The 25,298-nt window shown below is 42.2% G+C and carries 25 protein-coding genes; 14 read left to right on the top strand and 11 right to left on the bottom strand.

The features are described 5' to 3' along the window. Nucleotides 1–11: 11 nt before the first annotated feature. The 4 genes from pheT (at nt 12) to HNW13_RS21415 (ending at nt 4,871) form a co-directional block, all read left to right on the top strand. Complete coding sequence (gene pheT, locus HNW13_RS21430; RefSeq protein WP_192116098.1) at nt 12–2,399, top strand: phenylalanine--tRNA ligase subunit beta; 2,388 nt, start codon at nt 12–14, stop codon at nt 2,397–2,399. Nucleotides 2,400–2,402: 3 nt separating this feature from the next. Next, nucleotides 2,403–2,702: an integration host factor subunit alpha gene (gene ihfA / locus HNW13_RS21425; protein WP_011637176.1), complete on the top strand. Its 300-nt coding sequence runs from the start codon at nt 2,403–2,405 to the stop codon at nt 2,700–2,702. Between the two features lie 315 nt (nt 2,703–3,017). Then, entirely contained in the window at nt 3,018–3,953 is a 936-nt protein-coding gene (gene lpxM, locus HNW13_RS21420; protein ID WP_101087555.1) for a lauroyl-Kdo(2)-lipid IV(A) myristoyltransferase, read from the top strand. 48 nt (nt 3,954–4,001) lie between these two features. Beyond that, the gene (locus HNW13_RS21415) at nt 4,002–4,871 is read left to right on the top strand and encodes a mechanosensitive ion channel domain-containing protein (RefSeq protein ID WP_192116097.1); all 870 of its coding nucleotides are present in this window, start codon (nt 4,002–4,004) and stop codon (nt 4,869–4,871) included. Nucleotides 4,872–4,954: 83 nt separating this feature from the next. On the opposite strand, the gene hisIE is transcribed toward HNW13_RS21415, so the two are convergent. The 8 genes from hisIE to hisG all read right to left on the bottom strand — a co-directional run bounded on the left by hisIE (nt 4,955) and on the right by hisG (nt 12,260). Then, nucleotides 4,955–5,575 carry a bifunctional phosphoribosyl-AMP cyclohydrolase/phosphoribosyl-ATP diphosphatase HisIE gene (hisIE, locus tag HNW13_RS21410; RefSeq protein ID WP_101087557.1) on the bottom strand — a complete coding sequence of 207 codons (621 nt, stop codon included), beginning with the start codon at nt 5,573–5,575 and terminating at the stop codon, nt 4,955–4,957. Nucleotides 5,576–5,626: 51 nt separating this feature from the next. Next, the gene (gene hisF, locus HNW13_RS21405; protein ID WP_101087558.1) at nt 5,627–6,400 is read right to left on the bottom strand and encodes an imidazole glycerol phosphate synthase subunit HisF; all 774 of its coding nucleotides are present in this window, start codon (nt 6,398–6,400) and stop codon (nt 5,627–5,629) included. Then, nucleotides 6,382–7,119, bottom strand: coding sequence for a 1-(5-phosphoribosyl)-5-[(5-phosphoribosylamino)methylideneamino]imidazole-4-carboxamide isomerase (gene hisA / locus HNW13_RS21400; protein ID WP_192116096.1), 738 nt, complete (start codon nt 7,117–7,119; stop codon nt 6,382–6,384). The genes hisF and hisA overlap by 19 nt, the downstream gene beginning before the upstream one ends. Beyond that, the gene (gene hisH, locus HNW13_RS21395) at nt 7,116–7,766 is read right to left on the bottom strand and encodes an imidazole glycerol phosphate synthase subunit HisH (RefSeq protein ID WP_101087560.1); all 651 of its coding nucleotides are present in this window, start codon (nt 7,764–7,766) and stop codon (nt 7,116–7,118) included. Before hisH ends, hisA begins: the two co-directional genes overlap by 4 nt. 9 nt (nt 7,767–7,775) lie before the next feature. Beyond that, nucleotides 7,776–8,843 (bottom strand): bifunctional histidinol-phosphatase/imidazoleglycerol-phosphate dehydratase HisB, encoded by a 1,068-nt coding sequence (hisB, locus tag HNW13_RS21390; protein ID WP_101087561.1) that lies wholly within the window; start codon nt 8,841–8,843, stop codon nt 7,776–7,778. Between the two features lie 88 nt (nt 8,844–8,931). Then, nucleotides 8,932–9,981: a histidinol-phosphate transaminase gene (gene hisC / locus HNW13_RS21385; RefSeq protein ID WP_192116095.1), complete on the bottom strand. Its 1,050-nt coding sequence runs from the start codon at nt 9,979–9,981 to the stop codon at nt 8,932–8,934. Between the two features lie 84 nt (nt 9,982–10,065). Next, entirely contained in the window at nt 10,066–11,355 is a 1,290-nt protein-coding gene (gene hisD, locus HNW13_RS21380) for a histidinol dehydrogenase (protein WP_192116094.1), read from the bottom strand. 5 nt (nt 11,356–11,360) lie between these two features. After that, nucleotides 11,361–12,260 (bottom strand): ATP phosphoribosyltransferase, encoded by a 900-nt coding sequence (gene hisG / locus HNW13_RS21375; RefSeq protein ID WP_101087564.1) that lies wholly within the window; start codon nt 12,258–12,260, stop codon nt 11,361–11,363. 810 nt (nt 12,261–13,070) lie between these two features. On the opposite strand from hisG, the gene HNW13_RS21370 reads away from it, so the two are divergent. Together HNW13_RS21370 and HNW13_RS21365 are read left to right on the top strand one after the other, a co-directional pair. Next, the gene (locus HNW13_RS21370) at nt 13,071–13,955 is read left to right on the top strand and encodes a diguanylate cyclase (RefSeq protein WP_192116093.1); all 885 of its coding nucleotides are present in this window, start codon (nt 13,071–13,073) and stop codon (nt 13,953–13,955) included. A gap of 234 nt (nt 13,956–14,189) precedes the next feature. Next, complete coding sequence (locus tag HNW13_RS21365) at nt 14,190–14,573, top strand: Fis family transcriptional regulator (RefSeq protein ID WP_192116092.1); 384 nt, start codon at nt 14,190–14,192, stop codon at nt 14,571–14,573. A 54-nt stretch (nt 14,574–14,627) separates the two neighbouring features. Here HNW13_RS21365 and HNW13_RS21360 read toward each other — a convergent pair whose 3' ends face one another. The 3 genes from HNW13_RS21360 to HNW13_RS21350 all read right to left on the bottom strand — a co-directional run bounded on the left by HNW13_RS21360 (nt 14,628) and on the right by HNW13_RS21350 (nt 17,683). Further along, complete coding sequence (locus HNW13_RS21360; RefSeq protein WP_192116091.1) at nt 14,628–15,179, bottom strand: DUF1569 domain-containing protein; 552 nt, start codon at nt 15,177–15,179, stop codon at nt 14,628–14,630. A 50-nt stretch (nt 15,180–15,229) separates the two neighbouring features. Next, the gene (locus HNW13_RS21355) at nt 15,230–16,117 is read right to left on the bottom strand and encodes an IS982 family transposase (RefSeq protein WP_192116090.1); all 888 of its coding nucleotides are present in this window, start codon (nt 16,115–16,117) and stop codon (nt 15,230–15,232) included. Nucleotides 16,118–16,339: 222 nt separating this feature from the next. Then, complete coding sequence (locus tag HNW13_RS21350) at nt 16,340–17,683, bottom strand: hypothetical protein (RefSeq protein WP_192116089.1); 1,344 nt, start codon at nt 17,681–17,683, stop codon at nt 16,340–16,342. Nucleotides 17,684–18,032: 349 nt separating this feature from the next. Here HNW13_RS21350 and HNW13_RS21345 point away from each other — a divergent pair, with 349 nt between their 5' ends. The 8 genes from HNW13_RS21345 to HNW13_RS21310 all read left to right on the top strand — a co-directional run bounded on the left by HNW13_RS21345 (nt 18,033) and on the right by HNW13_RS21310 (nt 25,224). Then, entirely contained in the window at nt 18,033–19,046 is a 1,014-nt protein-coding gene (locus HNW13_RS21345) for a permease (RefSeq protein WP_182743680.1), read from the top strand. Nucleotides 19,047–19,062: 16 nt separating this feature from the next. After that, nucleotides 19,063–19,293, top strand: a complete 231-nt coding sequence (locus HNW13_RS21340; RefSeq protein WP_162022927.1) for a thioredoxin family protein — start codon at nt 19,063–19,065, stop codon at nt 19,291–19,293. 366 nt (nt 19,294–19,659) lie between these two features. Continuing rightward, nucleotides 19,660–20,682 (top strand): YHYH protein, encoded by a 1,023-nt coding sequence (locus HNW13_RS21335; protein WP_192116088.1) that lies wholly within the window; start codon nt 19,660–19,662, stop codon nt 20,680–20,682. A gap of 32 nt (nt 20,683–20,714) precedes the next feature. After that, a complete protein-coding gene (locus tag HNW13_RS21330; RefSeq protein ID WP_208062953.1) occupies nt 20,715–21,242 on the top strand; it encodes a hypothetical protein in 528 nt (175 codons plus the stop codon). A 222-nt stretch (nt 21,243–21,464) separates the two neighbouring features. After that, nucleotides 21,465–23,390 carry an ATP-dependent DNA helicase gene (locus HNW13_RS21325; RefSeq protein WP_192116086.1) on the top strand — a complete coding sequence of 642 codons (1,926 nt, stop codon included), beginning with the start codon at nt 21,465–21,467 and terminating at the stop codon, nt 23,388–23,390. Nucleotides 23,391–23,463: 73 nt separating this feature from the next. Then, nucleotides 23,464–24,165, top strand: a complete 702-nt coding sequence (tsaB, locus tag HNW13_RS21320; RefSeq protein ID WP_192116085.1) for a tRNA (adenosine(37)-N6)-threonylcarbamoyltransferase complex dimerization subunit type 1 TsaB — start codon at nt 23,464–23,466, stop codon at nt 24,163–24,165. A 59-nt stretch (nt 24,166–24,224) separates the two neighbouring features. Then, nucleotides 24,225–24,554, top strand: a complete 330-nt coding sequence (locus HNW13_RS21315; RefSeq protein WP_059745362.1) for a hypothetical protein — start codon at nt 24,225–24,227, stop codon at nt 24,552–24,554. After that, a complete protein-coding gene (locus HNW13_RS21310; protein ID WP_192116084.1) occupies nt 24,547–25,224 on the top strand; it encodes a M50 family metallopeptidase in 678 nt (225 codons plus the stop codon). The genes HNW13_RS21315 and HNW13_RS21310 overlap by 8 nt, the downstream gene beginning before the upstream one ends. The last annotated feature ends 74 nt before the right edge of the window (nt 25,225–25,298 follow it).

Raw genomic sequence — 25,298 nt, 5'->3', positions numbered from 1 at the left:
GCAAAAATTAGATGAAATTCAGTGAATCTTGGCTTCGTGAGTGGGTTAACCCATCAGTAAGTCGTGACGCATTATCACACCAAATCACCATGGCCGGTCTTGAAGTTGACGGTATTGATGCCGTAGCTGCCGATTTTAGCGGTGTTATTATTGGTGAAGTGGTTGAATGTGGCCAACACCCAGATGCAGACAAATTACGCGTCACCAAAATCAATGTTGGCGGCGATGAGCTTATTGACATTGTTTGTGGAGCACCAAACTGCCGTTTAGGCTTAAAAGTGGCTGTAGCAATGGTTGGCGCTGTGTTACCTGACGATTTTAAAATTAAAAAAGCCAAGTTACGTGGTCAACCGTCAATGGGCATGTTGTGCTCGTATGGCGAGTTAGGTATGGACATCGAAAGTGATGGCATTATCGAATTACCACAAGATGCGCCTTTAGGCGTCAATGTGCGTGAATACTTGCAATTAGATGACGCCATTATTGATGTTGATTTAACGGCTAACCGCGCTGATTGTTTAGGCATGGCAGGGCTTGCACGCGAAGTGGGTGTATTAAATCGCCAAGCAGTGACAGAGCCTTCCTGGGAAGCGGTAACGGCCACTATCGACGCGCCGTTTAGCATAAATGTTGTTGCACCAGATTTGTGCCCACGTTACTTAGGACGTGTGGTTAAAAACATCAATGTTAAGGCTGCTACGCCATTATGGATGCAAGAAAAATTGCGTCGCAGTGGTATTCGCTCAATTGATCCCATCGTTGATATCACTAACTATGTGTTGATCGAATTTGGTCAGCCAATGCATGCGTTTGATTTAAATGCTTTAAACGGCGGTATTACCGTGCGTTTAGCTGATGGTGTTGAAAAGCTAACCTTACTGGATAGCAACGAAATTACCGTTCCAAGCGATACCTTAGTGATTGCAGACGACAAACAAGCGGTTGCGCTTGCGGGTGTGTTTGGCGGCGAAAGTACCGGTGTGAATGAAAACACCCAAGACATTCTTTTAGAGTGCGCTTTCTTTGCACCATTAGCCATTATGGGTAAATCTCGTCGCTTAGGCTTACACACAGACGCGTCACACCGTTTTGAACGTGGTGTAGACCCTGAGTTGCAACATAAGGTTATGGACCGCGCTACACGCCTTGTATTAGATATTTGTGGTGGTGAAGCCGGGCAGGTGATTGAAGCCGTGTCTGCTGAGCATTTGCCCGCAGCCGCTAATATCACTTTGCGTCGTAGCAAGTTAGATAAAAGCTTAGGTCACTTTATTCCAGATTCTGACGTGGTTGAAATTCTAGAACGTTTAGGTTTAAGCGTGCAGACCAGCGGTGATGTATGGCATGTGACAACGGCTACCTATCGCTTTGATATGGCGATTGAAGAAGATTTAATCGAAGAAGTCGCCCGCATTTACGGCTACAACAACATTCCTAATATCGCCCCTCAAGCGGCGTTAAGCATGCCAGATCACAAAGAAGCGGATATTTCGTTAAAACGTGTGCGCAGTATATTTGTGGCTCGTGGTTTCCAAGAAGCGGTGACCTACAGCTTTGTCGACCCTAAGATGCAGAACATTGTTCATCCTGGCGAAGAAGCCATGGTATTGCCTAACCCGATTTCTGTCGAAATGTCAGCAATGCGCTTATCAATGTTTACTGGATTATTGACCGCAGTAGGCTATAACCAGAGCCGTCAGCAAAATAGAGTACGTTTATTTGAGACCGGTTTACGCTTTGTTCCTGATGCACAAGCAGATTCTGGAGTTCGTCAACAAGCTATGCTGGGCGCGGTTATTTCCGGTGTTCAAAACGAAGAACATTGGTCAATGGAATCGAAAACTGTCGACTTCTTTGATTTAAAAGGTGATTTAGAAGCAATAATCGGCTTGACAGTTGCCTCTACAGAATTTAGCTTTAGAGGGGCAACACATCCTGCGCTGCATCCAGGTCAATGTGCTGAAATATTACGAAATAATCGAGTCATTGGTTACATCGGTGCTATCCATCCTAGTTTGGAAAAGCCGTTTGGACTCAATGGAAAAACAATTGTTTTTGAGTTAGAACTGGATGCATTATTGCACGCCCGTTTGCCGCTAGCCCAAGCTGTATCTAAGTTTCCTGCCAATCGTCGCGACATCGCGGTAGTAGTAGATGAAACAGTTTCTGCAACTGATGTTATGAATTTGATAAGAAAAGTTGGCGAAAATCAGTTGGTTGGCTTAAACTTGTTCGATGTATACCAAGGTAAAGGTGTTGAGCCAGGCAAAAAGAGCCTAGCCATCGCACTTACGTTACAAGACACTACTCGTACACTTGAAGATAAAGATATTACTGAGACTATGGAATCAGTGGTATCGGCTCTAAAGACCGAGTTCAACGCATCGTTGAGGGATTAAAGTATGGCACTTACCAAAGCCGAAATGGCAGAACATCTTTTTGAAACATTGGGCATTAACAAACGTGTGGCTAAAGAGATGGTTGAGTCTTTTTTTGAAGAAATTCGTGAAGCACTCGAAAGTGGTGAGCAGGTCAAGTTATCTGGCTTTGGCAACTTTGACCTTAGGGACAAGAATCAAAGACCGGGAAGGAACCCGAAAACTGGTGAAGATATTCCGATTTCTGCACGCCGTGTTGTTACCTTCCGTCCTGGACAGAAGTTAAAATCACGTGTCGAAGCGGCAAACTCGGGTAAAAAATAGTTCACTAGTTAATACGCCAATCCGAACGGATCTGTATTACGAAGAGCCACTCTTAATTGAGTGGCTCTTTTGTTTTTGAATTTGGTGAATGTAACCCACCGTTTGCAGCATCAGCTTGATATTGGCATGGTAACCAGTGTATTCGATAAATCTTGCCCAGGCTGTTCTAAAATAGGTGTGAGTAAGCTGTGCAACAAAGACGTTTGCTATTGTCTGGTATAATTTCTGTTTCACACTCATTAATCACTAGTATAATGCCTTCGCTATAATATGATTTTTTACCGTGGGTCACGGTCAGTTTATTTGGAGTTTCTTTTGGCACGACAAGCAAAATATTTTGATACTCGCTTTAATAAATCACTATTGCATCCTCGTTACTGGGGAACATGGCTAGCTATCGCTGTGTTGTTTCTATTTGGCGTACTTCCCGCAAGCGTAAGAGATCCCATTGCGAGACTATTGGCTCGAGTCGTGATGAAAGTGGCCAAAAAACCATTGCGAATAGCAAAGGTGAACATTACCCATTGTTTTCCAGAAAAATCAGCTGAACAAGTCGATGAATTAATCAAAAAAAATGTTGAGACATTTGTCATTACTTTATTATCGCAAGCAGAGCTGCTTATTCGTTCTACCGCGCACCTTAAACGACGTATTCAACTTAACGGTTTTGAGCATGTTAAAGCAGCTCGCGATGCTAAGCAGCCGATTATTTTCATCATGCCGCATGTATGGCCGATGGAGTACGCAGGTCTTCGTATTAACATGGAAATACCTTTAGTGACTATGGCTAAGGCTCATCGCAATGGGTTATTTAATTGGTTTAGTAACCGGATGCGCAGCAGTCAAAATGGTCGCGTGTATATGCGTGAAGCAGGCATCAGAGCATTGTTAGCAGAGTTAAAAAATGATAACAGTTTTTTCTATTTACCAGATGAAGACTTAGGCCCTGAACAGAGTGTGTTTGCACCTTTTATGGGTACTGTTAAAGCGACGTTACCCGTAGTAGGGCGCTTAGCTCAAGCCGGCAACGCACAAGTTATGCCTGTTAAAATAGGATACGATCAACAAGCTAAACAATTTATTATGACAGTGATGCCAGCGGTTAATCCTGATGAAATGATTGGCAAAGAAAACGAAGCTATCGCATTAAACAAAGTGGTTGAACAAGTCATTAATGCTTATCCAGAGCAATATATGTGGTTTTTGAAATTACTTAAAACTCGTCCTCCAGGCGAGCAAGAATTTTACTAAAATATAACGACTACCATGATATGAACACAATAATAATAAGAGGTTTATATGGATTTTAATGAGTTATTAGCGGCTTTATCGTTTGTGGTATTCACTTATGATAATCATCACATCACCTTATTGCAGCTGTTGCAAGTGCCTCTCTACATATTTTTAGCGTGGTTTATTATCACTCGTGTTGGGCGATTGATTGTTAAAGCACTAAAACGTCGTAAAGTGGGCGCAGATGCAATTCACCTGTTCACTCGCATGTATTTTATTATCAGTATTGCGGTGCTGGTGTTTACCAGTATGGAAATTTTAAATATTCCATTAACGGCATTTGCGTTTGTGTCTGGTGCGATAGCCATTGGGGTCGGTTTTGGTGCACAAAATATTATCAATAACTTTATCAGTGGTTGGATTTTAATGTGGGAACGGCCAATCCGTATCGGTGACTTTTTAGAAGTCGGTGAAGCCCGTGGAGTAGTGGAGTGTATTAATACTCGCTCAACCTTGATACGCCGAAATGACGGGGTGCACATGCTAGTACCTAACAGTCAGTTACTGGAAAATACCGTAACTAATTGGACCTTGATCGATAAAAATGCACGTACATTTGTTCGTGTTGGTGTCGCTTACGGTTCGGATGTGATTAAAGTGCGTGAGCTGATTTATCAAGTTATTGCTGAACGGGATGATATTCTGCCGCAACCTAAACCCTCAGTTTTATTTGAAGACTTTGGCGACAACGCATTGATTTTTGACTTAATATTCTGGGTTAGTGCAGTGTCAGAAACGGATATCCGCCGCCGTCGTAGCGAAATTCGTTTTAGAATGTATGAACTATTTAACGAGAATAATGTGGTGATAGCATACCCACAACGTGATTTGCATGTTAATGGTAATTTGACGGTAACTCAAAGTCATAAAATGTAAATAAAACCATTTTTATATCAATGTATATCAACAAAAAAGACGCCGTAGCGTCTTTTTCTATTTAATGCAGAAGGACTCTAAAACTACTTGGCTTTATTGTGGCGATCTAATAGGTTTTTATTAATATCAGCCATTGATAAGCCTTGGTCTTCAAGTAACACGATTAAGTGATACATCAAATCAGAAGCTTCATTCACAAGCTCCTCTTTATCATGAGTCGCAGCAGCAAGTGCAGTTTCTAAACCTTCCTCACCGACTTTTTGGGCGATACGCTTAGTACCACGTTCAAATAGCGAGGCAGTATAGCTTGACTCAGCACTTTGGCCTTTACGTGAAATAATCAACTTGGTTAGATTATCGATAAAAGGATGCGCGTTACCATCTTTCCAGCAGCTTTCTGTCCCAGTGTGACAAGTTGGGCCGTTAGGAATAACTTGAACTAGAAAACTGTCGTTGTCGCAGTCTTTGTCGATAGCAATGAGATCAAGCGTGTTGCCTGAGGTTTCGCCTTTGGTCCATAAACGTTGTTTAGAACGACTAAAAAAAGTGACTTGTTTGGTGGCTAAGGTTTTCTCTAATGCAGCTTGGTCCATGTAACCTAGCATGAGGACTTTGCCCGTTAGGTGGTGCTGTACAACCGCTGGGATCAAGCCTTGTTGCTTGTCCCAATCTACGCCTGTGCTATCAAATTTGATGTCTGTCATCTGTAATCTCTTTTTGGGTAAGGCTATTTTCTAGTTTCGTAAAGTCTAAGCCTATAAACGAATCGCGATGTTATTGGCGTGCAAGTATTGTTTTAACTCACCAATATCAATGATGCCTTTATGAAACACGCTTGCTGCTAATGCGGCATCAACCTTGGCAAGTTCAAACACTTCTTTAAAGTGCTCCATGGTGCCCGCACCGCCAGAAGCAATTAACGGTACATCGCAAATGGCGCGTACAATGCTGAGTTGTTTGATGTCATAACCACCGCGCACGCCGTCTTGGTTCATGACGTTCAATACAATCTCGCCACAACCGCGTTTTTGCACTTCTTCAACCCAATCCTGAGTATACCATTGAGTGTCTTTGGTAGCGGCTTCATCCCCGGTAAACTGTTTTACTTTGTAACTATCGCTGACAGCATCATAAAATGAGTCAATACCGATAACGATACACTGGCGGCCAAACTCATCTTGCAGGCGTGATATTAAACTCGGGTCGCTTAATGCAGGCGAGTTAATCGATATTTTATCAGCACCAAAGGCGAGTTTTTCGCGTGCTTGCTCGATGGTTTTAATGCCCCCGGCGACACAAAACGGAATATCAATTTGTTCAGCTACGCGGCTAACCCAAGATTTATCGATAACGCGGTCGTGCGCGCTGGCGGTAATGTCATAAAACACTAACTCATCAGCGCCTTCTTCTGCATAACGGGCGGCGAGGGGAACGATGTCTCCAACAATCTCGTGATTGCGAAACTGCACCCCTTTAACCACTTTACCTTCACGTACATCAAGACACGGAACTATGCGTTTGGCCAGCATTGTATTGCCTCCTTCACGGTAAATTGGTTAATCAGTAAAGCTTTACCGATAATAATGCCCGATGCTTTGCTGTCGCGTACAGCGGCAACATTGTCAAGTGTTGCAATGCCACCAGAGGCTTGCCAAAGGATATGGGGATACGTTGCGGCAAGTTCTGTGTAGAGCTCGGTATTGGCGCCTGTTAAGGTGCCATCACGGCTGATATCAGTCACTAAAGCATGCTTAAGGCCGACGGTTTCAAATTCAGCTACTAACGACTCTAATGACTTACCGCCACCCGATTGCCAGCCCGATACCGCAACAATTTTGTCGCCGTTATCGTTAATATTGACATCAAGAGCTAAACAAATAGCATCGCTACCGTATTTTACAAACCAACTTTTTACCAGTTCAGGCTCTTTGACTGCAAGAGAGCCTATCACCACACGTTTAACCCCAATGGCTAATAATTCCGCGACTTGCTCTTCGCTGCGAATACCGCCGCCGACTTGAATGTCAACATCAAGTCCCGCAGCAAGTTCAGTAATTAATTGAGTTTGGCGTTTATTCGGATCTTTAGCACCCGTTAAGTCAACGATATGCAGCAATTTTGCCCCTTGGGCTTGATAAGACTGCAATTGTACCAGTGGACTTAAGTCAAAGGTGGTCTGTTTGTCATAGTCACCTTGGTACAAGCGCACCACTTGGCCGTCAATTAAATCAATGGCAGGAATAATCACTGTGGTGTCCCCATATTTAAGAAGTTCTGTAAAATTTGCGCGCCTACTTTGGCACTTTTTTCTGGGTGGAATTGCACCCCAAAAAAGTTACCTTTACCAATGGCGGCACTGAATGACTCGCCATAAGTGCTGCTGGCTAGGGTGTACTCACTGATTGGCGCACGGTAGCTGTGAACAAAATACACGTAGCTGCCATTTTCAATGCCAACAAATAATGGGTGATCGCTCACCTCTATTTGATTCCAGCCCATGTGTGGCAGCGGTAAGCCTTTACTGTCTAGGTCGCCAATGTCTGTCGGCACTAATCCTAGACAGGTGATATTTTGCTCGCTGCGGCCGCCATGTTCATTAGACAATGATGCCAGCATTTGCATGCCTAAACACACGCCCATAACAGGTTGCGTTAAGCTTTTAATTAGCTCGATAAGGTTCTTTTGTTTTAGGGCATCCATGGCCGCACCAGCGGTGCCAACACCCGGTAGTACCACTCTTGCGGCGCTGCGGATGACATCAAAGTCAGCACTGACTAAGACATTGGCATTCAGGCGCTCAAAAGCAAACCGTACAGAGCTTAAATTGGCACAGCCGGTATCAATAATCACGGTAAGATCATTGCTAGCGTTTGAAGTATTCGATACTTGTGTCACATGAACTCCTTACAGCACACCTTTGCTTGATGGCAGTATGTCACCTTCGACTTTCACCGCTTGGCGAAGCGTACGGCCTAACACTTTAAACAGTGCTTCTACTTTGTGGTGATCGTTATCGCCTTTCGATCCAATGTGCAAAGTGCAACGTAGGCCATCAGCGAATGAGCGGAAGAAGTGAGGCACCATTTCGATAGCCATTTCACCGACCATTTCACGATCAAAGTCAGCATTGAATTTTATGAATGGACGACCGGAAATGTCCATTAAACATTCGCCACTGGCTTCATCCATAGGTAAGCTAAAACCAAAACGAGCGATACCGCGTTTGTCGCCTAATGCCTGGCGAATGGCATCGCCAATAGCGAGGGCCGTGTCTTCTACGCTGTGGTGGTCGTCAATTTCTAGGTCGCCGTCAACATGCACGTCCATTTTAAAATTACCGTGGGTTTGAATTTGATCCAGCATATGGTCAAAAAAGCCAATCCCGGTTTCAATCTTACCTTTGCTTTGGTTGTCTAAGTCGATGGTGACTTTGATGTCGGTTTCTTTGGTGGTACGCACTACCGTTGCCACGCGACCTTTACTTAATAAAGCGCTGGTTATAGCGTCCCAGTCGAGTGTTTGACGATTATATTTAAAGCTTTTAATGCCCATGGCATTAGCGAGCTCAACGTCAGTTTCACGATCGCCAATTACCGCGGATTCAGTAAAATCTACTTTACCCTGGGTTAAGTAGTCTTTTACTAAGCCAAGTTTAGGCTTACGACAGCTGCAGTTTTCATCATTAAAGTGTGGACAGATAACCACATCGTCAAAAACGACACCTTGGCTTGAAAAAATTTGCATCATCATGTCGTGCGGGGCATCAAAGTCTGCTTTTGGAAACGAAGGTGTGCCCAAACCGTCTTGATTGCTGACCATGACTAAACGGAAACCGGCTTTCTGCAATTTAAGTAACGCTGGGATCACTTGTGGTTCAAACACTAATTTAGCCAAACTATCGAGTTGTTTATCGATGGCTGGCTCTTCAACTAATGTACCGTCGCGGTCGATAAAAAGGATTTTCTGTTTCATGCTAACTACCTTAATGGTGATATCTAATTCTTATTTATGATGTATAGGGTATTGACCGATATGCAACGTGCACTAACGCACTAACGCATTAACCAAATAACTGAATAATCACATCGGTTTGTTTGGCTGATGTAAAGCTAAAACGAATCGCATCAGCAAGGCGTGGGTCTTTGTATGCTCGAGCAACCACGCCGGAATCGCTTAATCGTTTAGCGGCTGCTTGTACATCGTCAAATTGGGCTAAAACATAGTTACCGTTGGCAGGTAACACCTTAGCGCCATAGGCTGTTAATGCAACGCTTAAGCGTTTGCCTTGTTCAATTAAACTGGCGACTTGAGTTCGCATAGTGTCAATGCCAGCAGGACTTAACGCTTTTACCGCAAGGTCTGACACCGGTAATGGCACCGGGTAAGGGGCGATGACTCGCATGACTAAGTCAATAATGTCATCACTGGCGAGCATAAAGCCACAACGTGCACCTGCTAAAGCAAATGCTTTTGATAATGTGCGCAACACCACAAGGTTAGGGTAGGCGCCAAGTAAATCTGCCACGCTGTAGTCTGGGCAAAACTCAATGTAGGCTTCGTCTACCACCACAATAGCTTTAGGTGCTGCGTTAATAGCTTGTTCAATTTTGTCTTTTGCAATCACGGTGCCGGTTGGGTTATTTGGGTTACAAATAAATACAATTTTGGCATTGCCGATTTGTGTTGGCCACGCATCCGGTAACTGATATTCATCGGTTAACCTTAACGCTGTGACAGCTACATTAAAGGTTGCAGCACTAATTGAATACATTCCATAAGTTGGACCAAAACAAGCAATACTGTCGACGGCAGGGATACAAAATGTACGAATGAGTAATTCGATCGCTTCGTCGGCACCGCGACTGGCAATAATATTACTTGCCTTAACGCCTGAATAACGGCTGTAAGCATTGATGAGTTCAGCAGGTTGGCATTCTGGGTAACGATTCACTTTATCAAGCGGACTATTATTGAATGGCGATTCATTGGCGTTAATCCAAATATCACCGCGACCACCAATTCGTCTGGCACTTTGATAGGGTGTTAATGTCAATAATTCGGGTCTAGCCAACTGCTTTGGATCAAAAGATGCTGCTACGGTCTGGCTCATGGCGGTGTTCTCTACTTTCTACTCTAATAGGGTGCTAACTAGCTCTTAGCTATAGCGCTGACAATATGAATGACTCACTACTCACTACTCAAAACTGGCTAAACGAATGGCGATAGCATTTTTATGTGCATCTAATAATTCATTTTCTGCCAAAACCATCACAGTGTTACCTAAATTTTTAAGCCCTTGTTGGCTGAGCTCTTGCACTGTAAAACGTCGACTAAAATCGGCTAATGACAAACTTGAAACTGAACGGCTATAACCATAAGTCGGTAAAACATGGTTAGTACCGCTAGCATAATCGCCCACAGACTCTGGGGTATAAGCGCCTAAAAAGACGGAGCCGGCACCGCGAACTTGCCTAAGCACGTCACGTGGGGCAGTAGTTTGAATAATTAAATGTTCTGGGCCATACAAATTAGACACTTTTGCAGCTTGCACCATATCGCTAACAATAATACTGCGGCTGCATTCTAGCGCTTGTGCGGCGATGTCTTTACGGCTCAACGGTGCTAATTGTTCAGTTAACGCTTGGTTGACTTGCTCTGCCAATGTTAATGAGTCAGTCACTAACATTACTTGCGAGTCAACACCATGTTCTGCTTGGGATAATAAATCGGCCGCAACAAAACCAGGATTTGCATCTTTGTCGGCAATCACTAACACTTCAGACGGACCTGCAGGCATGTCTATTGACACACTAATACGGCTGTCCTGTGACACTAATCTTTTTGCTTCAGTCACATAACGATTACCCGGACCAAATATTTTATCTACGTTCGGCACCGACTCTGTCCCAAATGCTAATGCCGCAATGGCTTGGGCACCACCCACCTGGAAAATATCAGTAATACCACAGACATTGGCGGCATAAATAATCGCATCATTAATCGGCGGTGGACTGACTAACACACGCTTTTCGCAACCGGCAATTCTTGCTGGTAACGCCAACATCATTACTGTGGATATTAATGGAGCTGTACCACCGGGAATATATAAGCCGACTCGCTCGATGGGTTCACTGCGCAATTCACAACGAATTCCCGCTTGAGTTTCTATATCAACACCCTGAAACACCTGCGCCTTGTGAAAGGTTTCAATGTTGTTCACCGCTTGCGCAACAGCTTGTTTGACGTCGTCACCTACACGTGCACATGCTGCCGCAATGGCGTCAGTTGATAATGCGAGCTCAGTCAGTTCAACACCGTCAAATTGCTTGTTATAAGCCAGTAATGCGCTATCACCTTGAGCGTTGACTTGCTCAATAATGTCACGAACACGTTGCTCTACACTTGCATCACCAATTAATGGCGAACGCGCTAACGTTTGTCGTTGTTGTTCAGTAGATAAAGAAGCCCAATCGAGAATTTGCATTTGTGTTACCCCATCATTTTTTCAATAGGCATGACCAGAATTGAGCTTGCACCTAGTGCGGTTAATTCTTCCATAGTGTCCCAGAATAAATCTTCTGTGCTTACTACGTGAATAGCCACACGATTAGTGTCGTCATTAAGTGGTAATACGGTTGGGTTTTCAGCGCCTGGGAGTAGGGCAACGATTTGATCTAACGTTTCAATTGGAGCGTGCAATAAGATGTACTTACTTTCACGGGCACGGATAACGCCATTAATACGCGATAAGATTTTGTTGATTAGAGCTTGTTTTTCAGTAGATTGAGTTTTGTTTGATTGAATAATGCAAGCCATTGAGCGGTAAATGACTTCGGTTTCATACAAGCCGTTCGCTTCAAGGGTTGCACCGGTCGAGACTAAATCACAAATGCCATCTGACAATCCTGCCCGTGGCGCGACTTCAACAGAACCTTTAAGCATACAGTCGCTGTAGTTAATGCCTTTTTCTAGCATAAAACGGCGCAGTAAGTTCGGGTAAGATGTCGCGATGCGCAGACCTTCTAGTGAGTTGGCATCTTTATATTCAAACTCATTAGGTACCGCGAGTGATAAACGACATGAACCAAAATCTAATTCACGTAATTTAGTGCATTCAGCCGGTTTACCTGCTAGTTGGCGCTCTATTTGTTCTTCTTCTAGAACGTTTTCACCGATAATACCTAGGTCGACAACTCCATCCATTACTAGGCCTGGAATATCATCATCACGAACGCGTAATAAGTCGATTGGCATGTTGTCTGCGTGTGCAATCAAGCGTTGCTCATTAACGTTAAATTTAACGCCACAGCTTTTCAGCAATTGTTGAGATTCTTTAGATAAACGGCCTGATTTCTGGATGGCTATACGTAAACGCTTTGACTCACTCATGTGATAATTCCTTATGTATTAAATATAAAATGTGTAAATTTAACTGCTTAAATAAAAATAAAAATTTAGAAAACAAAAAACCCCTGAAATTCCTTCCAGGGGTTTATGTGAATAATTGTTCACCACCAGAAGGATATCGTCCTTCGGCAGTTAGCATCCGAAGGCTACCGCATATGGTGATGATGGTGGATTGTAGTCACTTGGATTTTCATTTCAGTACTCTTTATTTGATATTAGTAAATCAGTTCAAATGAGGGATTATGCACTCATCTGATGTCGTGTATATCGACTTTCAGTTAACTTAACCGCATTTATGCTTGTTTGCAAGAGCGGATAAAGCATTAATGTTATTTAATTACCATATTTTTTGCATAAGATATGCTTTCTTGTCTGTTTGTGATCATTAGAGCCGATTAAGAAAGCGTTAACAACACAACTGCTTAATATTTTAGCTATCAATGCCCTTGGGGATTAACCTCTACTTGTTGTTTGTCGATAAATGACTTTGAGAACTCAATAAATACAAAGGGTAGACCGTTAGCGTAATGACGCCTCCCATTTGGCACTCTACATCACTTAGGTTAATGATATCGTTTAATGGCTTGATTCTTATGCAACAAGAGCCGTGTGCTAGTCGATTATTCAAGGGATAAACGATGTTTTAGTGTGATGAAACTTGTTCCTTTAGTCTTTATGAATCGCAATGTTTAAATCATATCGTTATAAGCCATTGAGTTTATTGGACGCTACTTATAAGCTGGCGTGAATTACGCTTTATTAATTTAGCTAACTTCTCGAGGTACGCACAGTATGAAGACCATTGATGTAGTGGCGCTTAGAGATGTTATGGACTTAATGCTCGATGCAGTATGTGTGGTTGATAAAGCAGGAAATTTTGTGTTTGTTAGTGCTGCATTTGAAGATATTTTTGGATACTCTCCTGACGAAGTGATAGGCAAACCTATGCTTGACCATGTTTACCCTGAAGACGGTATAAAGACACTTAAAGTCGTTGAATCATTGCTGAGTGGCAAAAAGCTACCTCGTTTTGAAAACCGTTGGGTTCGTAAAGATGGCAAAATAATTGATATTCTTTGGTCGGCACGATGGTCTGAAGATCACCAGTTTAGAATTGCAGTTGCTCACGATATTACTGAACGAAAATTAATGGAGCAGCAACTTCATTACATTGCAGGACATGATCCATTAACAGAATTACCTAATAGAGCATTGTTGTTTGGGCGTTTACAAACATCGCTTGGACTGGCGCGTCGCGAAGGCTCTCATCTTTCTTTGTTATTTATCGACATTGATGGGTTTAAACATGTTAATGACAGCTATGGGCATCTTGTTGGTGACAAGCTACTTAAGAATATCGCTCAGCGTTTGCGTGATTGCGTTCGTAAATCAGATACGGTTGGACGTTTTGGTGGCGATGAATTTGTCGTTGTACTAAACGGTATTGATTCAGTTGATAGTGTGCTGTTTATTGCTGAGAATATTCGAGTTGAACTGGAGAAAACTTATCAATTTGATAGCCTTAATTTGCAACTGTCACCGAGTATTGGTGTCGCTCGTTATCCCGATAATGGTGCTGATGAGCAGCAATTAATTCAATATGCAGATCAAGCTATGTATAGAGCAAAAAATGCTGGAGGGAACCGGATCGATACTGGTGTAGACCATCTTAAGTAGGGTTACGGTTTAGGGCCTGTTGATCTTTCAAGGCTGTTTTTGCAAAGATAAACAGGCCCTCGTCATTAGCTCAAACTGTAACAAGAGTTATGTAACGAAATAGCCGTTCATCATTAATGGTAACCAGAACTATGGTTAACGATATGTTCTGCGCATAAAAACATAATGTACTCGATAGCTTTTAATATGATGATGTATTCATCTAGTTGTACAGATTAGGAAGAACATTTTAGTATGCGAAAAACCGATAAAAAAATCGATAATAAATTAAGAGAGGGGTTAACCGTCGTATGCGAACATGCACTGGATAGCTATCCTGGTTTTGCATGGATTACGCACGTCGTTGATTACACGACATTCCCCAAGAGCTTACGAATTATTTGTATATTTGATACAGAAACACAACTAACGCAATTCAATCAAAGTGGTCATAAAGCGCTACTGTTAACGCTAATTCAACGCACCCTTGCTCAATACCAGATTGATCTCAAAGATATTAATCAACATGTTAGCTTTGATACTGAAACTGCTTGTGATCAGCAACATCATGGTAATTGGGCGTTGCGATTACATAATGCCAGTAGTATCGATAAAAACGGGCTATCTAAGCTGCACTAACATTGTATTGGGGTTTTGTTTAAGTGATTGATATTTAATATTAATTTTTAACCGTTAACTCATTAGATTAAAGTTCTGTTGGTGATTATAAAAATGCAGTACATGGGCAAGCTCGTAATCTGCTTTGTTTAATTCACCATAAGCAAAATGTGGTGCCAAATCAGTTTGATATTGTTGAAAATCTTTTAAAGATTGTATCAGCCTAGCGAGTGCTTGATTAACATCAACACTGCGGTCTAACTCTGGCGTAGCAGGGATTGGTTCGGCTAAGTTATGAGACATTGCGCCTTTAGTGGCAAATACGGTGAATGCCAGCGCCCCGACAGTTTGTTTAAAGAGTGCTGATTTATGCTCTGGAAACCCGCTCATTGAAAATTCAACACTTTGCGCGCAATGTGTAAACACTTCAGCACTGTTCCACTTGCCAGTGCTTAAACCTGCAAGTTGTTCGGTTGATAACATCGTTAACTTATTCAACTTGGCTAATAGTGCAGCAATGTTCAGTTGTGTTGGATCATTGCCTTGGCTTAACCATAATGCACTGGCACCAGTTAATCCTACCGCAGCGCCTAACATTCCCACTTTTAAAAACTGTCTGCGTTGCATTATGTGGCCTTTTTGGTAGGCATTAACTTACTATTTAACCTGAGATCGGTTTAAGCCATAACAACAATAGCGCCAAACTCAGCATTCGTAATATTGAGTTGTGGCTTAGTTTCTTTCAGTTGATAGGCAATCAATCCGCCTATCATATTCAACATAAAACCATGCACGCTTCGATGTCTTGTATGCTCTATTTGTGAAATATTTTTTAGCTGGTCATTGATGGTTTCAATGATAAATCGACGTGAAAGCATCGCTCTATCCCATAGGGATAATGCTTTAGCTTTCATGTTTTTACGGACATTATTGACGATCGTAACACCTTGTTCGAGTAAGTCGCTCGCCAGTGCTCTGCTAATGTAGCCTTTGTCGGCATAAAGTTTATCCATTGAGTTAACCACCATCCCCGAAACAGGCTGAGTGTCATGCACATTCGCGGGCGTTATTTTGGCGGCTACAATGCCGCCTTTGTGATTAACAATTAGGTGAAGTTTAAACCCGTAGAACCATCCCATCGTGCCTTTTCCTCGGCTAGCGAGGCCCGATAAACTTTTATGCCTTGGAATTCGTAAGTTGTGACAGACCTTGATACTCGTTGAATCAACAAACTCAATCCCTGTTGGCTGACTTCTTATGGTACAAAAATAGCTGCACAATGGCACGACAGTTGTGGGCATTAGTTCCAAAAAGCGACTGTAACTGAGCAAATGTGGAAAATCAGATTTAAAGAATCGAGCAAGATAACCAGTATAAAAGTTCTTGAAGTCACGGTGGTGGGATGTATGGAAGAGTATGATAATGGTCATTATTTCGCTCATGTCCATTCGATTTGAGCGCTGACGTTTTCGTGTGCCGTCAGTCAGGCATTGTGTTTTCCATTGCGGAATGAATACAGCACAAAAATCATCGACATCACAAAATATATCCACTAAATTATTCATACGCCCTCTGCATGATTAAATCCTTCTTGGTCGAAAGATCTGATCGTAAAGAGGGCGTTTAGTTCAATTCTTATCCCGAGTTCAGGTTATTTAATGTCATCATCATCATCATCAACTTAACGACTGTGTGCATCTGTGTGGATTGCTTATTTCTATAACAAGATGTTAATTGCCGTGGCAATCAATAGAACAAGCTCGTTAGCCAAATAATCAAATGGCTACTCAAGGGTAAATAATATTCGATGATGTCAGCTGCAATTGTATTTGACTGCTTATTTCGGCTTTTTGGCTGGCTGTTAAGAGGGTTGAGTTATCAATTGCTGTCATCGCTGCTCGTTTGTCAAACCCACTCCAGACATTGACGGTACTGGCAATAGATTCTAATCGAGTCGTGGTATCATTAATGCGTTCGGCTACATTAAACGCTTGTTGTGGATCTGTTTGGCTCAACTGGGCTGATCGTTGACGAAAAGCAATATCTTTGTTGTCATCGGACAGCGAGTTAATTACCTGCAAAAAATCGACTTCCGAATTTTCTGCGAGGGCGTAGCTAGCGTTAATGATAATATCCCGCTGAACATTCGCTTCATAATTGTCTATTCGCGCTAGCATCATATTGGGTTCCACACTGGCTATTTCAGCTAAGGCACTGTTGAAATAATCTTGATTTAAATCGTAAGCTTGTTTTTGATTGTTTAAAAATACTAAAGCAGCCTCAGGATCTGTTTCTGCCATTTTTCGAGAAACAATATATATCCCGCTGGCACGTTGCTCTACGGCAATAGTATCTAACCAATCGACAGCATCTTGAGTATTCTTTTCAACCAACTGATATACCATCGATGTAATAAGATAATTAGTCGACTCATTTAATGGCAGTGATGAAATGAGATTGGCGGCTTCGTTAGGTGACTGTTCAATGTAGTAATACATGGTATTTAAGTACATTTTTAACGTTGATTGAGTTTCTGTTTGCAATTTTAACCATTCAAATGCGGCTATTGCATCGGTGTTGGCCCATGAGTCGACAATCGACATGATGATCGACGACTTCATTGGTTCTACTGCTAATAACTCTACATCGCTTAATGCTTGTTGCGGATTTACAGACGCTAAACCACGTAAATAACCGTCGAGTAATGATTCATATTGTTCAGTCGACTTTTGCTGTTCTAGCCATGAAATGACATTTGAAAATTGCATTTTCCCCGCTATTTCTAAAATTAATCCATATAAGTCTTCATGTTGCGTTTCTTCGGCAACGAGTAATGCTTCTAGAGGGTCTTGTTCGGCCAGTTGCATGATGCGAAAAATCGACATGTAAGGCGTTTCATCATTGCCTAACGATGCCTTAAATGCTTCTCGGTCTTGAGTGTTCTGGGTTACATCATTTACCGAAGTAAGATTAGCTTGACCTGCAGAGACAAATTTTGAAGTGTTGCCTTGTGGTGTTTTGGACAATAAATCGGCATGTTCGGTAGTGTCTGGGGTGTCACTAGGCCATATCAGCGGATAACTGATAAACCCGATACACCAACTTATAACCACTACAATTAACCATTTCATTATTGCTTTTCCTTAAGCTTATTGACTGTGTTCAAATATCTCTAGGGCTACGTTATTATGATGCCGTTAACATTGCAACGAATTATTCAGTAATAGATTTAATAAAAACGAGTTTAACTGACTAATTTTTATATTAATTTATCATCGACATTTAAATTTTGAGTTTGAATAAGTCATCATAGGTAAAACTGACAAAAACAAGACATTTCACTTAGACAAAAAATTAACCCGATATTATTTCGGATAATCTATGTTTATTTTTATCATCAACAAAATCGAGACCTGGATCTTATATTACGACTAAAAATAAGGCTATCTTTACAGTAGTGTTTTTATAGAGCAATAACTTATGTTTCAGATTTTTTCTGATTTTGCATCTTGGCTTATATACAGTTTATTGGGGTTGTCGCCAGAGACCAAACTCGGAGATGCGCTGCATTTTTTTGTTGAAGACGTCACTAAAATTTTTGCTTTACTGCTGGTGATGATTTATTTCATTGCCCTCATCCGGGCTTCGTTAAATGTTGAGCGTGTCAGAGATTATTTAGCAGGTAAACACCGAGGATTAGGTTATTTAATGGGATCAGGTTTTGGTGTCATAACGCCATTCTGTTCTTGTTCGAGCATTCCTGTTTTTTTAGGTTTTACCTCTGCCGGGATCCCATTAGGGATCACCATGAGCTTTTTGATTACCTCGCCTTTAATCAACGAAGTCGCAATATTACTGCTTATGAGCTTATTGGGGCTCAAATTTACCTTATTGTATATTGCCGTTGGAATGAGTGTAGGAATGTTAGGCGGCCTGTTTCTTGACAGTATTAAAGCTGAACGTTGGCTACAGTCGTTTGCGGCCGAAGCCTTAAAACGTGGTCAGCAGAAGGGGGTTGGCAATACTGCTGATGATAGTGGCAAAGTGCAAACTATGTCATTGCCACAAAGGCATCAATTTGCCAAAACTGAGATGCTAGATATATTCGGCCGAGTGTGGAAATGGGTCATCATTGGGGTGGGTTTGGGCGCGGCGCTGCATGGCTTTGTACCAGACGGTTGGATTGAAGCGCATTTGGGCGACGGACAATGGTGGTCTGTTCCTGCTGCGGTGTTGCTCGGCATTCCACTTTATTCCAATGCGACAGGTGTTATTCCGATTATGGAAAGCCTTATTATCAATGGTTTACCAATAGGTACCACATTAGCATTTTGTATGAGCACTGTAGCGGCCAGTTTTCCTGAATTTATTTTGTTAAAGCAAGTCATGCAATGGCGTTTACTGGCAATATTATTTAGCCTTCTATTAGTTTCATTCACTTTAGTGGGGTGGATATTTAATGCATTTGCTCCGTTGCTATCATCTACGAATTAGTCACAAGGAACAATAAATGAAAATCATTAAAGTATTAGGTTCTGGTTGTAAAAAGTGTCTTGAAACTGCTGAGCTTGCCCAAGCTGTTGCTGATGAAAAGGGGGTTACAATAAAAATTGAAAAAGTGACCGATATGGCGCAAATTATGGCTTATGACGTAATGAGTACGCCAGCGGTAGTGGTTGATGAAAAAGTGGTCCACAAAGGCAGTAAGCCCACCAAAGAACAGATGGCAATGTGGATATAATGTGTCTGTAGCGATTAATGGCTTGGGGCTATTGGCTGTAAGTAAGTTAGTAGTAACCTGCCATTAGATTGAAATACGATCATCTATAAGTTTACTATATTCAAATCAACCTTAACCCTGTTGTGTTTACTTTGCTCAGGTATATTTAAGCGTAAAGCTAAGGTACCTCCTCATCGCTTTTACGTTCCCACGTTACGTTGTTCACAACGCTGTAAGTGACGTCACGTCATTAACAGATTATTCACCGAATCCATCACTTTTGTTATTTTTCTGCATAATTTCTGCACTTTCTGTCTATATCATCTATAGGTAATACAATATCTCTTTAGTTAAACCAATAACGATCCACTTAAAGGAATCGATGCCATGAAATTATTCGTTAAACATCAACAATTCACTCAATCAATTTTGTGTTCTTTGGTTATCGCAGGTTTATTAACAGCCTGCAACGGCAGTGATAATAACACTGACACAGCTACAGTCGATGAGAGCACGACAGTGGTCACAGATAATGGTGTCAGTTACGACGGCACTACTGACGGTGTACTATGTGATTATGCATACAGCGAATTCAATGATTCTGAGTCTGTGGGTTATAACAGCGAGTCACAGTGGAATTGTACCGATGATATGCGCGAATTAGTGGCAAACGGTATTCCTGATCACGCTGTTGGGACTTTTCCTAATGATAACAATCCGAACATGATCACCGTGCAAGACATTACAGCCAGTATTACTTTACAGCCCGTTAAAACTGATGTTGCTAAAGAATTAGGTGGCCCATCAGGCCCGCAGGGGTATGTGTTAAATGGGGTTGAAATCGATGCCAGCACAGCCGGAACCTGTGATGATTCTGGTTTAATTTGTGATGCAGCTATGAATGTCGGCAACTGGAATATTGAGGCGCTAGGTCAATCAAGCTTTGATTTTGGTACTGATGACAATAATGCGCATGTTCAACCAAGTGGCGAATATCATTATCACGGTATGCCTGAAGGTTTTATTACGCTACACGGTGGCAGCAGTGACACTATGACCTTAATTGCATGGGCATCTGATGGATTTCCGATTTATGCTCGTTATGGTTATAGCAGCGCAGATGATGCTACTTCAGGACTTAAAGTGGTCACGGGTAGTTACCAATTAGTCACAACAGTGAGTGATAACAGACCATCGACGGATTTATATGCTTTAGGTACCTTTAAACAAGATTGGAAATATGTAGATGGATCAGGTGATTTAGATGAATGTAACGGCCGCTTTGGGGTCACTCCAGAGTTCCCTAATGGCATTTATCATTATTACGCGACAGACAGTTACCCGTTCTTTCAACGATGTGTGAAAGGTGAAGTTGAAGCTGCTGGCCAATTACCTCCACCACCTCAATAAATCAATCTTATTACACGTAAGGAGGACATTACATGCGGGTTTTGAAAAAACAAATAATAATGATTATTTTTATGATGAGTTTACTGTTGGCAACAGAGGCTCAATCTCACATGATGGTGGCTCAACACGGCACCATCAATATGGTCAATAATGGTGCGTTTATGGTGTTATCATTACCGATCAGTGCGTTTAATGATATAGATGATGATATTAATGGTCATTTATCAACGGTTGAGTTTAACGCTCATCGTGTTGAAATCATTGCTCAAATATTGGCTAAGGTTAAATTAAAAGATAATAATGGTTTGCGTCCATTAGAGGGGTTAATGTTTTCGTTAGGCGATGATCATCATGACGCCGATACAGCGACGCAATTAATTGTTATGGGGCGTTTTGCTATTGATAACAACGCGACAAATTTAATTTTCTCATTAGACTTATTTGGCCTAGCCGAGGCTGAAAAAGTCATGAGCATGAGTGTGAAACACAAGGCGGCCAATCAAAAAATGGCGTTTGAACTCACCCCGGAACACCCTATTCAAAACCTATTTGCTGAATAACTCACTGTCCAACGATTAAGTTAGGCGTTGAACGAGTCAAAAATGCTGAGTCACGCTGGTGGCCGGCATTTTTTGTTTCCAGTTTAATCCATCGGAGAGTTGACATTGTTAACCTATCTCCTTTACAACTTTTGGTGATAAACAGTTGGAACATGATGCCGTTATAAGCATAATAGCCCAAATCACACTACATCAGCATTAGCGCGATAATTTGAGGATGCTTTGAGCTCTACACTTACCCAATCTGTAATCCATGAATTTAGCGATCGCGGTGCGTTAGCCAAACATGTGCATCATTACCACCATCGACAAAGTCAGACAGATATGGCCGTTGCGGTCAGTGACGCTATTGCTAAAAAGCATAATCTGATTTTAGAAGCGGGTACTGGTGTGGGTAAAACCTATGCGTATTTAATTCCGGCCTTACTCAGCGGCAAGCAAGTGGTTGTGAGTACCGGCAGTAAAAATCTGCAAGAGCAGCTATTCCTCAAAGATCTCCCCGCATTACTTGCCATGTTAGATGTACATGTACCCATTGCGTTATTAAAAGGGCGTAACAATTATTTATGTCAGTTACGTCTTGAAAAGCAGATGCAAAATGCCAGTCAATTTAGCGAATATTATATTGATGATTTACTCAAGATTAACCAATGGGCACATTTAAGCAAAGATGGCGATATCGGCAATTTAACCTCGGTGGCAGAGCATTCAGAGGTTATTCCTAGCGTTGTGAGCACCAAAGAAACCTGTACGGGTAAAAAATGCGATCATTATGATGTGTGTTTTACCCGTAAAGCACGTATTAGGGCCATGGAGGCAAAAGTGGTGGTGGTTAATCACCATTTATTTTTTGCTGACCGCTTACTCAAAGACACCGGGTTTGCCGAGTTATTGCCAGATCCTGATGTGGTTATTTTTGATGAAGCCCATTTGGTGCCAGATATTTGCATTAACTACTTTGGGAGCCATATCTCCAGTCGCGAAATTGATCAGTTGCTTAATGGCATCATTAAAATACACAAACAACTCATTCGTGACAGTATTCAAATAGAGCAACTGTCGCAACGTGGGCTGTTGGCTTTGAGTGACTGGCACAACGCTATGTACGACAACCAAGTAACTGATTGGCGTAAAGTACTCGCCAACAAACACTTAGCGACAGTATCGTGGGCACTACAACAGGCACTTACCGACCTTACCAATGTAATGCGTCATCATCTTGGGCGTGAAGACCAACTCGACTTAGCGTTTGAACAATTGCATGAGCTTGCTGAAAAGCTACAAGACTATTTTGAATGCAAAGACATGCAAGCGGCTTATAGTGTCGAGTTAGGTCCGCGCTTTATCCTGTTAAGACTGAGTCCTATCAATGTGGCAAAACAATGCCAGCAGCTGTTTGATGCCAAAACTCGCTGGATTTTCACCTCGGCTACCTTACAAGTAAACCGAAGTTTGGGCCATTTTGCGACTGAGCTTGGCTTGTCATCAGCGCAACAAATCATTTTAGACAGTCCATTTGATTACCCTAATCAAGCGGTATTTTGTGTACCGCGCCATTTAGGTAAAGTAGGTCAGTCGCAACATACGGTAAAACAATTAGTCGATGTGTGTATTCAAGCTATCAACGCGGCTCAAGGCCGTACGTTCATATTGTTTACTAGCCATCAAATGCTCGAACAAGTTGCATCCGCTTTACAAGGTAAAGTCGCTTATCCTTTACTGGTACAAGGCCAAGCCAGTAAACAAAGTTTGTTAAATAAATTTAGGCAGTTAGGTAATGCAGTATTACTCGGTACCAGCAGTTTTTGGGAAGGCGTCGATGTTCGCGGTAAGTTACTCAGCTGCGTGATTATCGATAAGTTGCCGTTTGTATCGCCAGATGATGCTTTATACAAAGCCCGTGCAGCTAATGCCGAACGTCAAGGGCTTGACCCTTTTAACCATATTTCTCTGCCACAAGCGGTCATAAGTTTAAAGCAAGGAGTCGGGCGGCTAATCCGTGATGAGAAAGACCGTGGTGTGCTTATTTTGTGCGATAACCGCATCGTTAACCGCGCTTATGGCCAGGCGTTTATTAATTCTTTGCCACCCATGCAACGCACACGTGACTTAGACCGTGCATTACAATTTTTAAAACAAATCCCTTAAGCTTTTTAAAACCGTACGCATCAGTTATCATATTGAGTCTATTTGATGTTTTTTTACTGGGTAACCCATCATAATGCCAAAGCCGTTAACCATCCTCGCTCTTGATACTTGCACTGAAACTTGCTCCGCTGCGTTAACCATTAATGGTAAGGTGTTTGCACTTATTGCTGATGCACCACGTGAGCATAGTCAACGATTATTACCTATGGTCGATGAAGTGCTAGCCCAAGCCCAAGTGACACTGGCCGATGTGGACATGATTGCCTATGGCCGCGGTCCTGGCAGTTTTACCGGTATCCGCATTTGTACCAGCATGACCCAAGGATTAGCCTTGGGACTCGACTTGCCGGTTATTGGCATTTCGACCTTAGCCGCTATGGCCCAATTAGCCATAACAGAGCAAGGTGCTACGCAAGTATTGTGCTGTATTGACGCCCGTATGAAGGAAGTCTATTGGGGCCAATACATTGCCAAAGACGGCATTGCTACCTTAGTAGGTCAAGAACACGTTAGCGCGCCAGAAGCGATTGAGTTAACCCTCGATACACAACAAAACATTAGTGTTTGTGGCACAGGCTTTGAAGCCAATCCACAATTATTAACGATAGCGCCACACATGACACCATGCACCCAAGCAACTTATCCAGATGCGAAAGCCATGTTAATTCTGGCACAACAAGGTTATCAACAAGGTTTGCATACTACTGTTGATGAACTTTCGCCTGTGTACCTTCGTGATACTGTTACGTGGAAAAAACTTCCGGGCCGAGAATAGCCATTCACGGCAATTTGACATAAAGTATAAGATTCAAATATAGGTAAACGGTGTCGTTAATGACGATAAATTCAGCATTATCAATGGCAAATAATCAATCAGGCCCAATTAGCCTGAGCCAAGCTGTTGCCGGTAATCGGCCGATCATAGCGGCCCACGAACCTATTATTGTTAATCCTGCTACTGTAGAAACTGAGGTTCAAGGGATTGAAGCTCGCAACATGGCCATTGTTGATGATTCAACTTTATCGGCCAAACAGCAAGCGCGTGTTGAATACGACCGTGAGACTTACAGTCAGCGTGGCGCTATAGCGCAGTATTTATCGACACAGCATTCTGCTAAAAGAGACGAAATTCAACAAATGGTTGGTATTGATTTATATGCCTAATGTGCCGTTGTCTGCAACACCCAGTCGTAGCCGTTTTGTGATTGAATTACTGTTGGCTTTTTTACTGACGCGATTCCCTTATATCTCTATACCTTTTAAATGGTTTGAAAGTTATTTTCACGAATTATCTCATGGCATCGCGACATTATTGACTGGTGGCTCGGTCAGTCATATTCAGCTATTTCCAAACGGAGCTGGCTTTTGTTTTAGCCAAGGCGGCAGCAGTATATTAATCGCTTATGCGGGCTATTTTGGCGCCGCACTCTGGGGTTATTCGATATTTCTGATGGCAACGCAAAAACAGACCATTAGATTTACCCTGACTTTACTCGCGTTTACCGTGGCAGCATCGTTACTTTTGTGGGCTCGCGATGTGTTAACCATTGTTATACTCAGCGTATTGATAATACTTTTTTTGTTACCACTTAAATTAAAAAACAGTAGTCTGTTAAACACCTTACTGCGTATATTAGGGTTAATGATTATTTTAAATGCCATGGCAAGTCCAATGGTATTATTAGGGTTAAGCGGTCAAGGCGATGCGGTTATGTTAGCTAAAATGACTTGGCTACCTGCATGGTTATGGGTAATAACATGGCTCGCCTTTAGCGGGTTTATGTTGTTGCTCTGTTGGCGTAAAGTTGATCGAAAAAAGGGAGTGTCAAAATGAAACGTAACATGATGTTAGGAGCCTTAATTGGCTTATCAAGTTTAGGTATGTCGACCGCAATATACGCAGCCGAT

Origin of the sequence: Shewanella sp. BF02_Schw (genome assembly GCF_014596695.2) — a bacterium.
Classification (GTDB): domain Bacteria; phylum Pseudomonadota; class Gammaproteobacteria; order Enterobacterales; family Shewanellaceae; genus Shewanella.
Note: the sequence above shows the minus strand (reverse complement) of the source record. Positions and strands in the feature narration are given on the sequence as shown.

Bases quoted from the DNA above. Each gene is read 5' to 3' on its own strand.
- pheT (WP_192116098.1), top strand. From the start codon at position 12: ATGAAATTCAGTGAATCTTGGCTTCGTGAGTGGGTTAACCCATCAGTA.
- ihfA (WP_011637176.1), top strand. From the start codon at position 2,403: ATGGCACTTACCAAAGCCGAAATGGCAGAACATCTTTTTGAAACATTG.
- HNW13_RS21415 (WP_192116097.1), top strand. From the start codon at position 4,002: ATGGATTTTAATGAGTTATTAGCGGCTTTATCGTTTGTGGTATTCACT.
- hisIE (WP_101087557.1), bottom strand. From the start codon at position 5,575: ATGACAGACATCAAATTTGATAGCACAGGCGTAGATTGGGACAAGCAA.
- hisF (WP_101087558.1), bottom strand. From the start codon at position 6,400: ATGCTGGCCAAACGCATAGTTCCGTGTCTTGATGTACGTGAAGGTAAA.
- hisB (WP_101087561.1), bottom strand. From the start codon at position 8,843: ATGAAACAGAAAATCCTTTTTATCGACCGCGACGGTACATTAGTTGAA.
- hisC (WP_192116095.1), bottom strand. From the start codon at position 9,981: ATGAGCCAGACCGTAGCAGCATCTTTTGATCCAAAGCAGTTGGCTAGA.
- hisD (WP_192116094.1), bottom strand. From the start codon at position 11,355: ATGCAAATTCTCGATTGGGCTTCTTTATCTACTGAACAACAACGACAA.
- hisG (WP_101087564.1), bottom strand. From the start codon at position 12,260: ATGAGTGAGTCAAAGCGTTTACGTATAGCCATCCAGAAATCAGGCCGT.
- HNW13_RS21370 (WP_192116093.1), top strand. From the start codon at position 13,071: ATGAAGACCATTGATGTAGTGGCGCTTAGAGATGTTATGGACTTAATG.
- HNW13_RS21365 (WP_192116092.1), top strand. From the start codon at position 14,190: ATGCGAAAAACCGATAAAAAAATCGATAATAAATTAAGAGAGGGGTTA.
- HNW13_RS21360 (WP_192116091.1), bottom strand. From the start codon at position 15,179: ATGCAACGCAGACAGTTTTTAAAAGTGGGAATGTTAGGCGCTGCGGTA.
- HNW13_RS21355 (WP_192116090.1), bottom strand. From the start codon at position 16,117: ATGAATAATTTAGTGGATATATTTTGTGATGTCGATGATTTTTGTGCT.
- HNW13_RS21350 (WP_192116089.1), bottom strand. From the start codon at position 17,683: ATGAAATGGTTAATTGTAGTGGTTATAAGTTGGTGTATCGGGTTTATC.
- HNW13_RS21345 (WP_182743680.1), top strand. From the start codon at position 18,033: ATGTTTCAGATTTTTTCTGATTTTGCATCTTGGCTTATATACAGTTTA.
- HNW13_RS21340 (WP_162022927.1), top strand. From the start codon at position 19,063: ATGAAAATCATTAAAGTATTAGGTTCTGGTTGTAAAAAGTGTCTTGAA.
- HNW13_RS21335 (WP_192116088.1), top strand. From the start codon at position 19,660: ATGAAATTATTCGTTAAACATCAACAATTCACTCAATCAATTTTGTGT.
- HNW13_RS21330 (WP_208062953.1), top strand. From the start codon at position 20,715: ATGCGGGTTTTGAAAAAACAAATAATAATGATTATTTTTATGATGAGT.
- tsaB (WP_192116085.1), top strand. From the start codon at position 23,464: ATGCCAAAGCCGTTAACCATCCTCGCTCTTGATACTTGCACTGAAACT.
- HNW13_RS21315 (WP_059745362.1), top strand. From the start codon at position 24,225: ATGACGATAAATTCAGCATTATCAATGGCAAATAATCAATCAGGCCCA.
- HNW13_RS21310 (WP_192116084.1), top strand. From the start codon at position 24,547: ATGCCTAATGTGCCGTTGTCTGCAACACCCAGTCGTAGCCGTTTTGTG.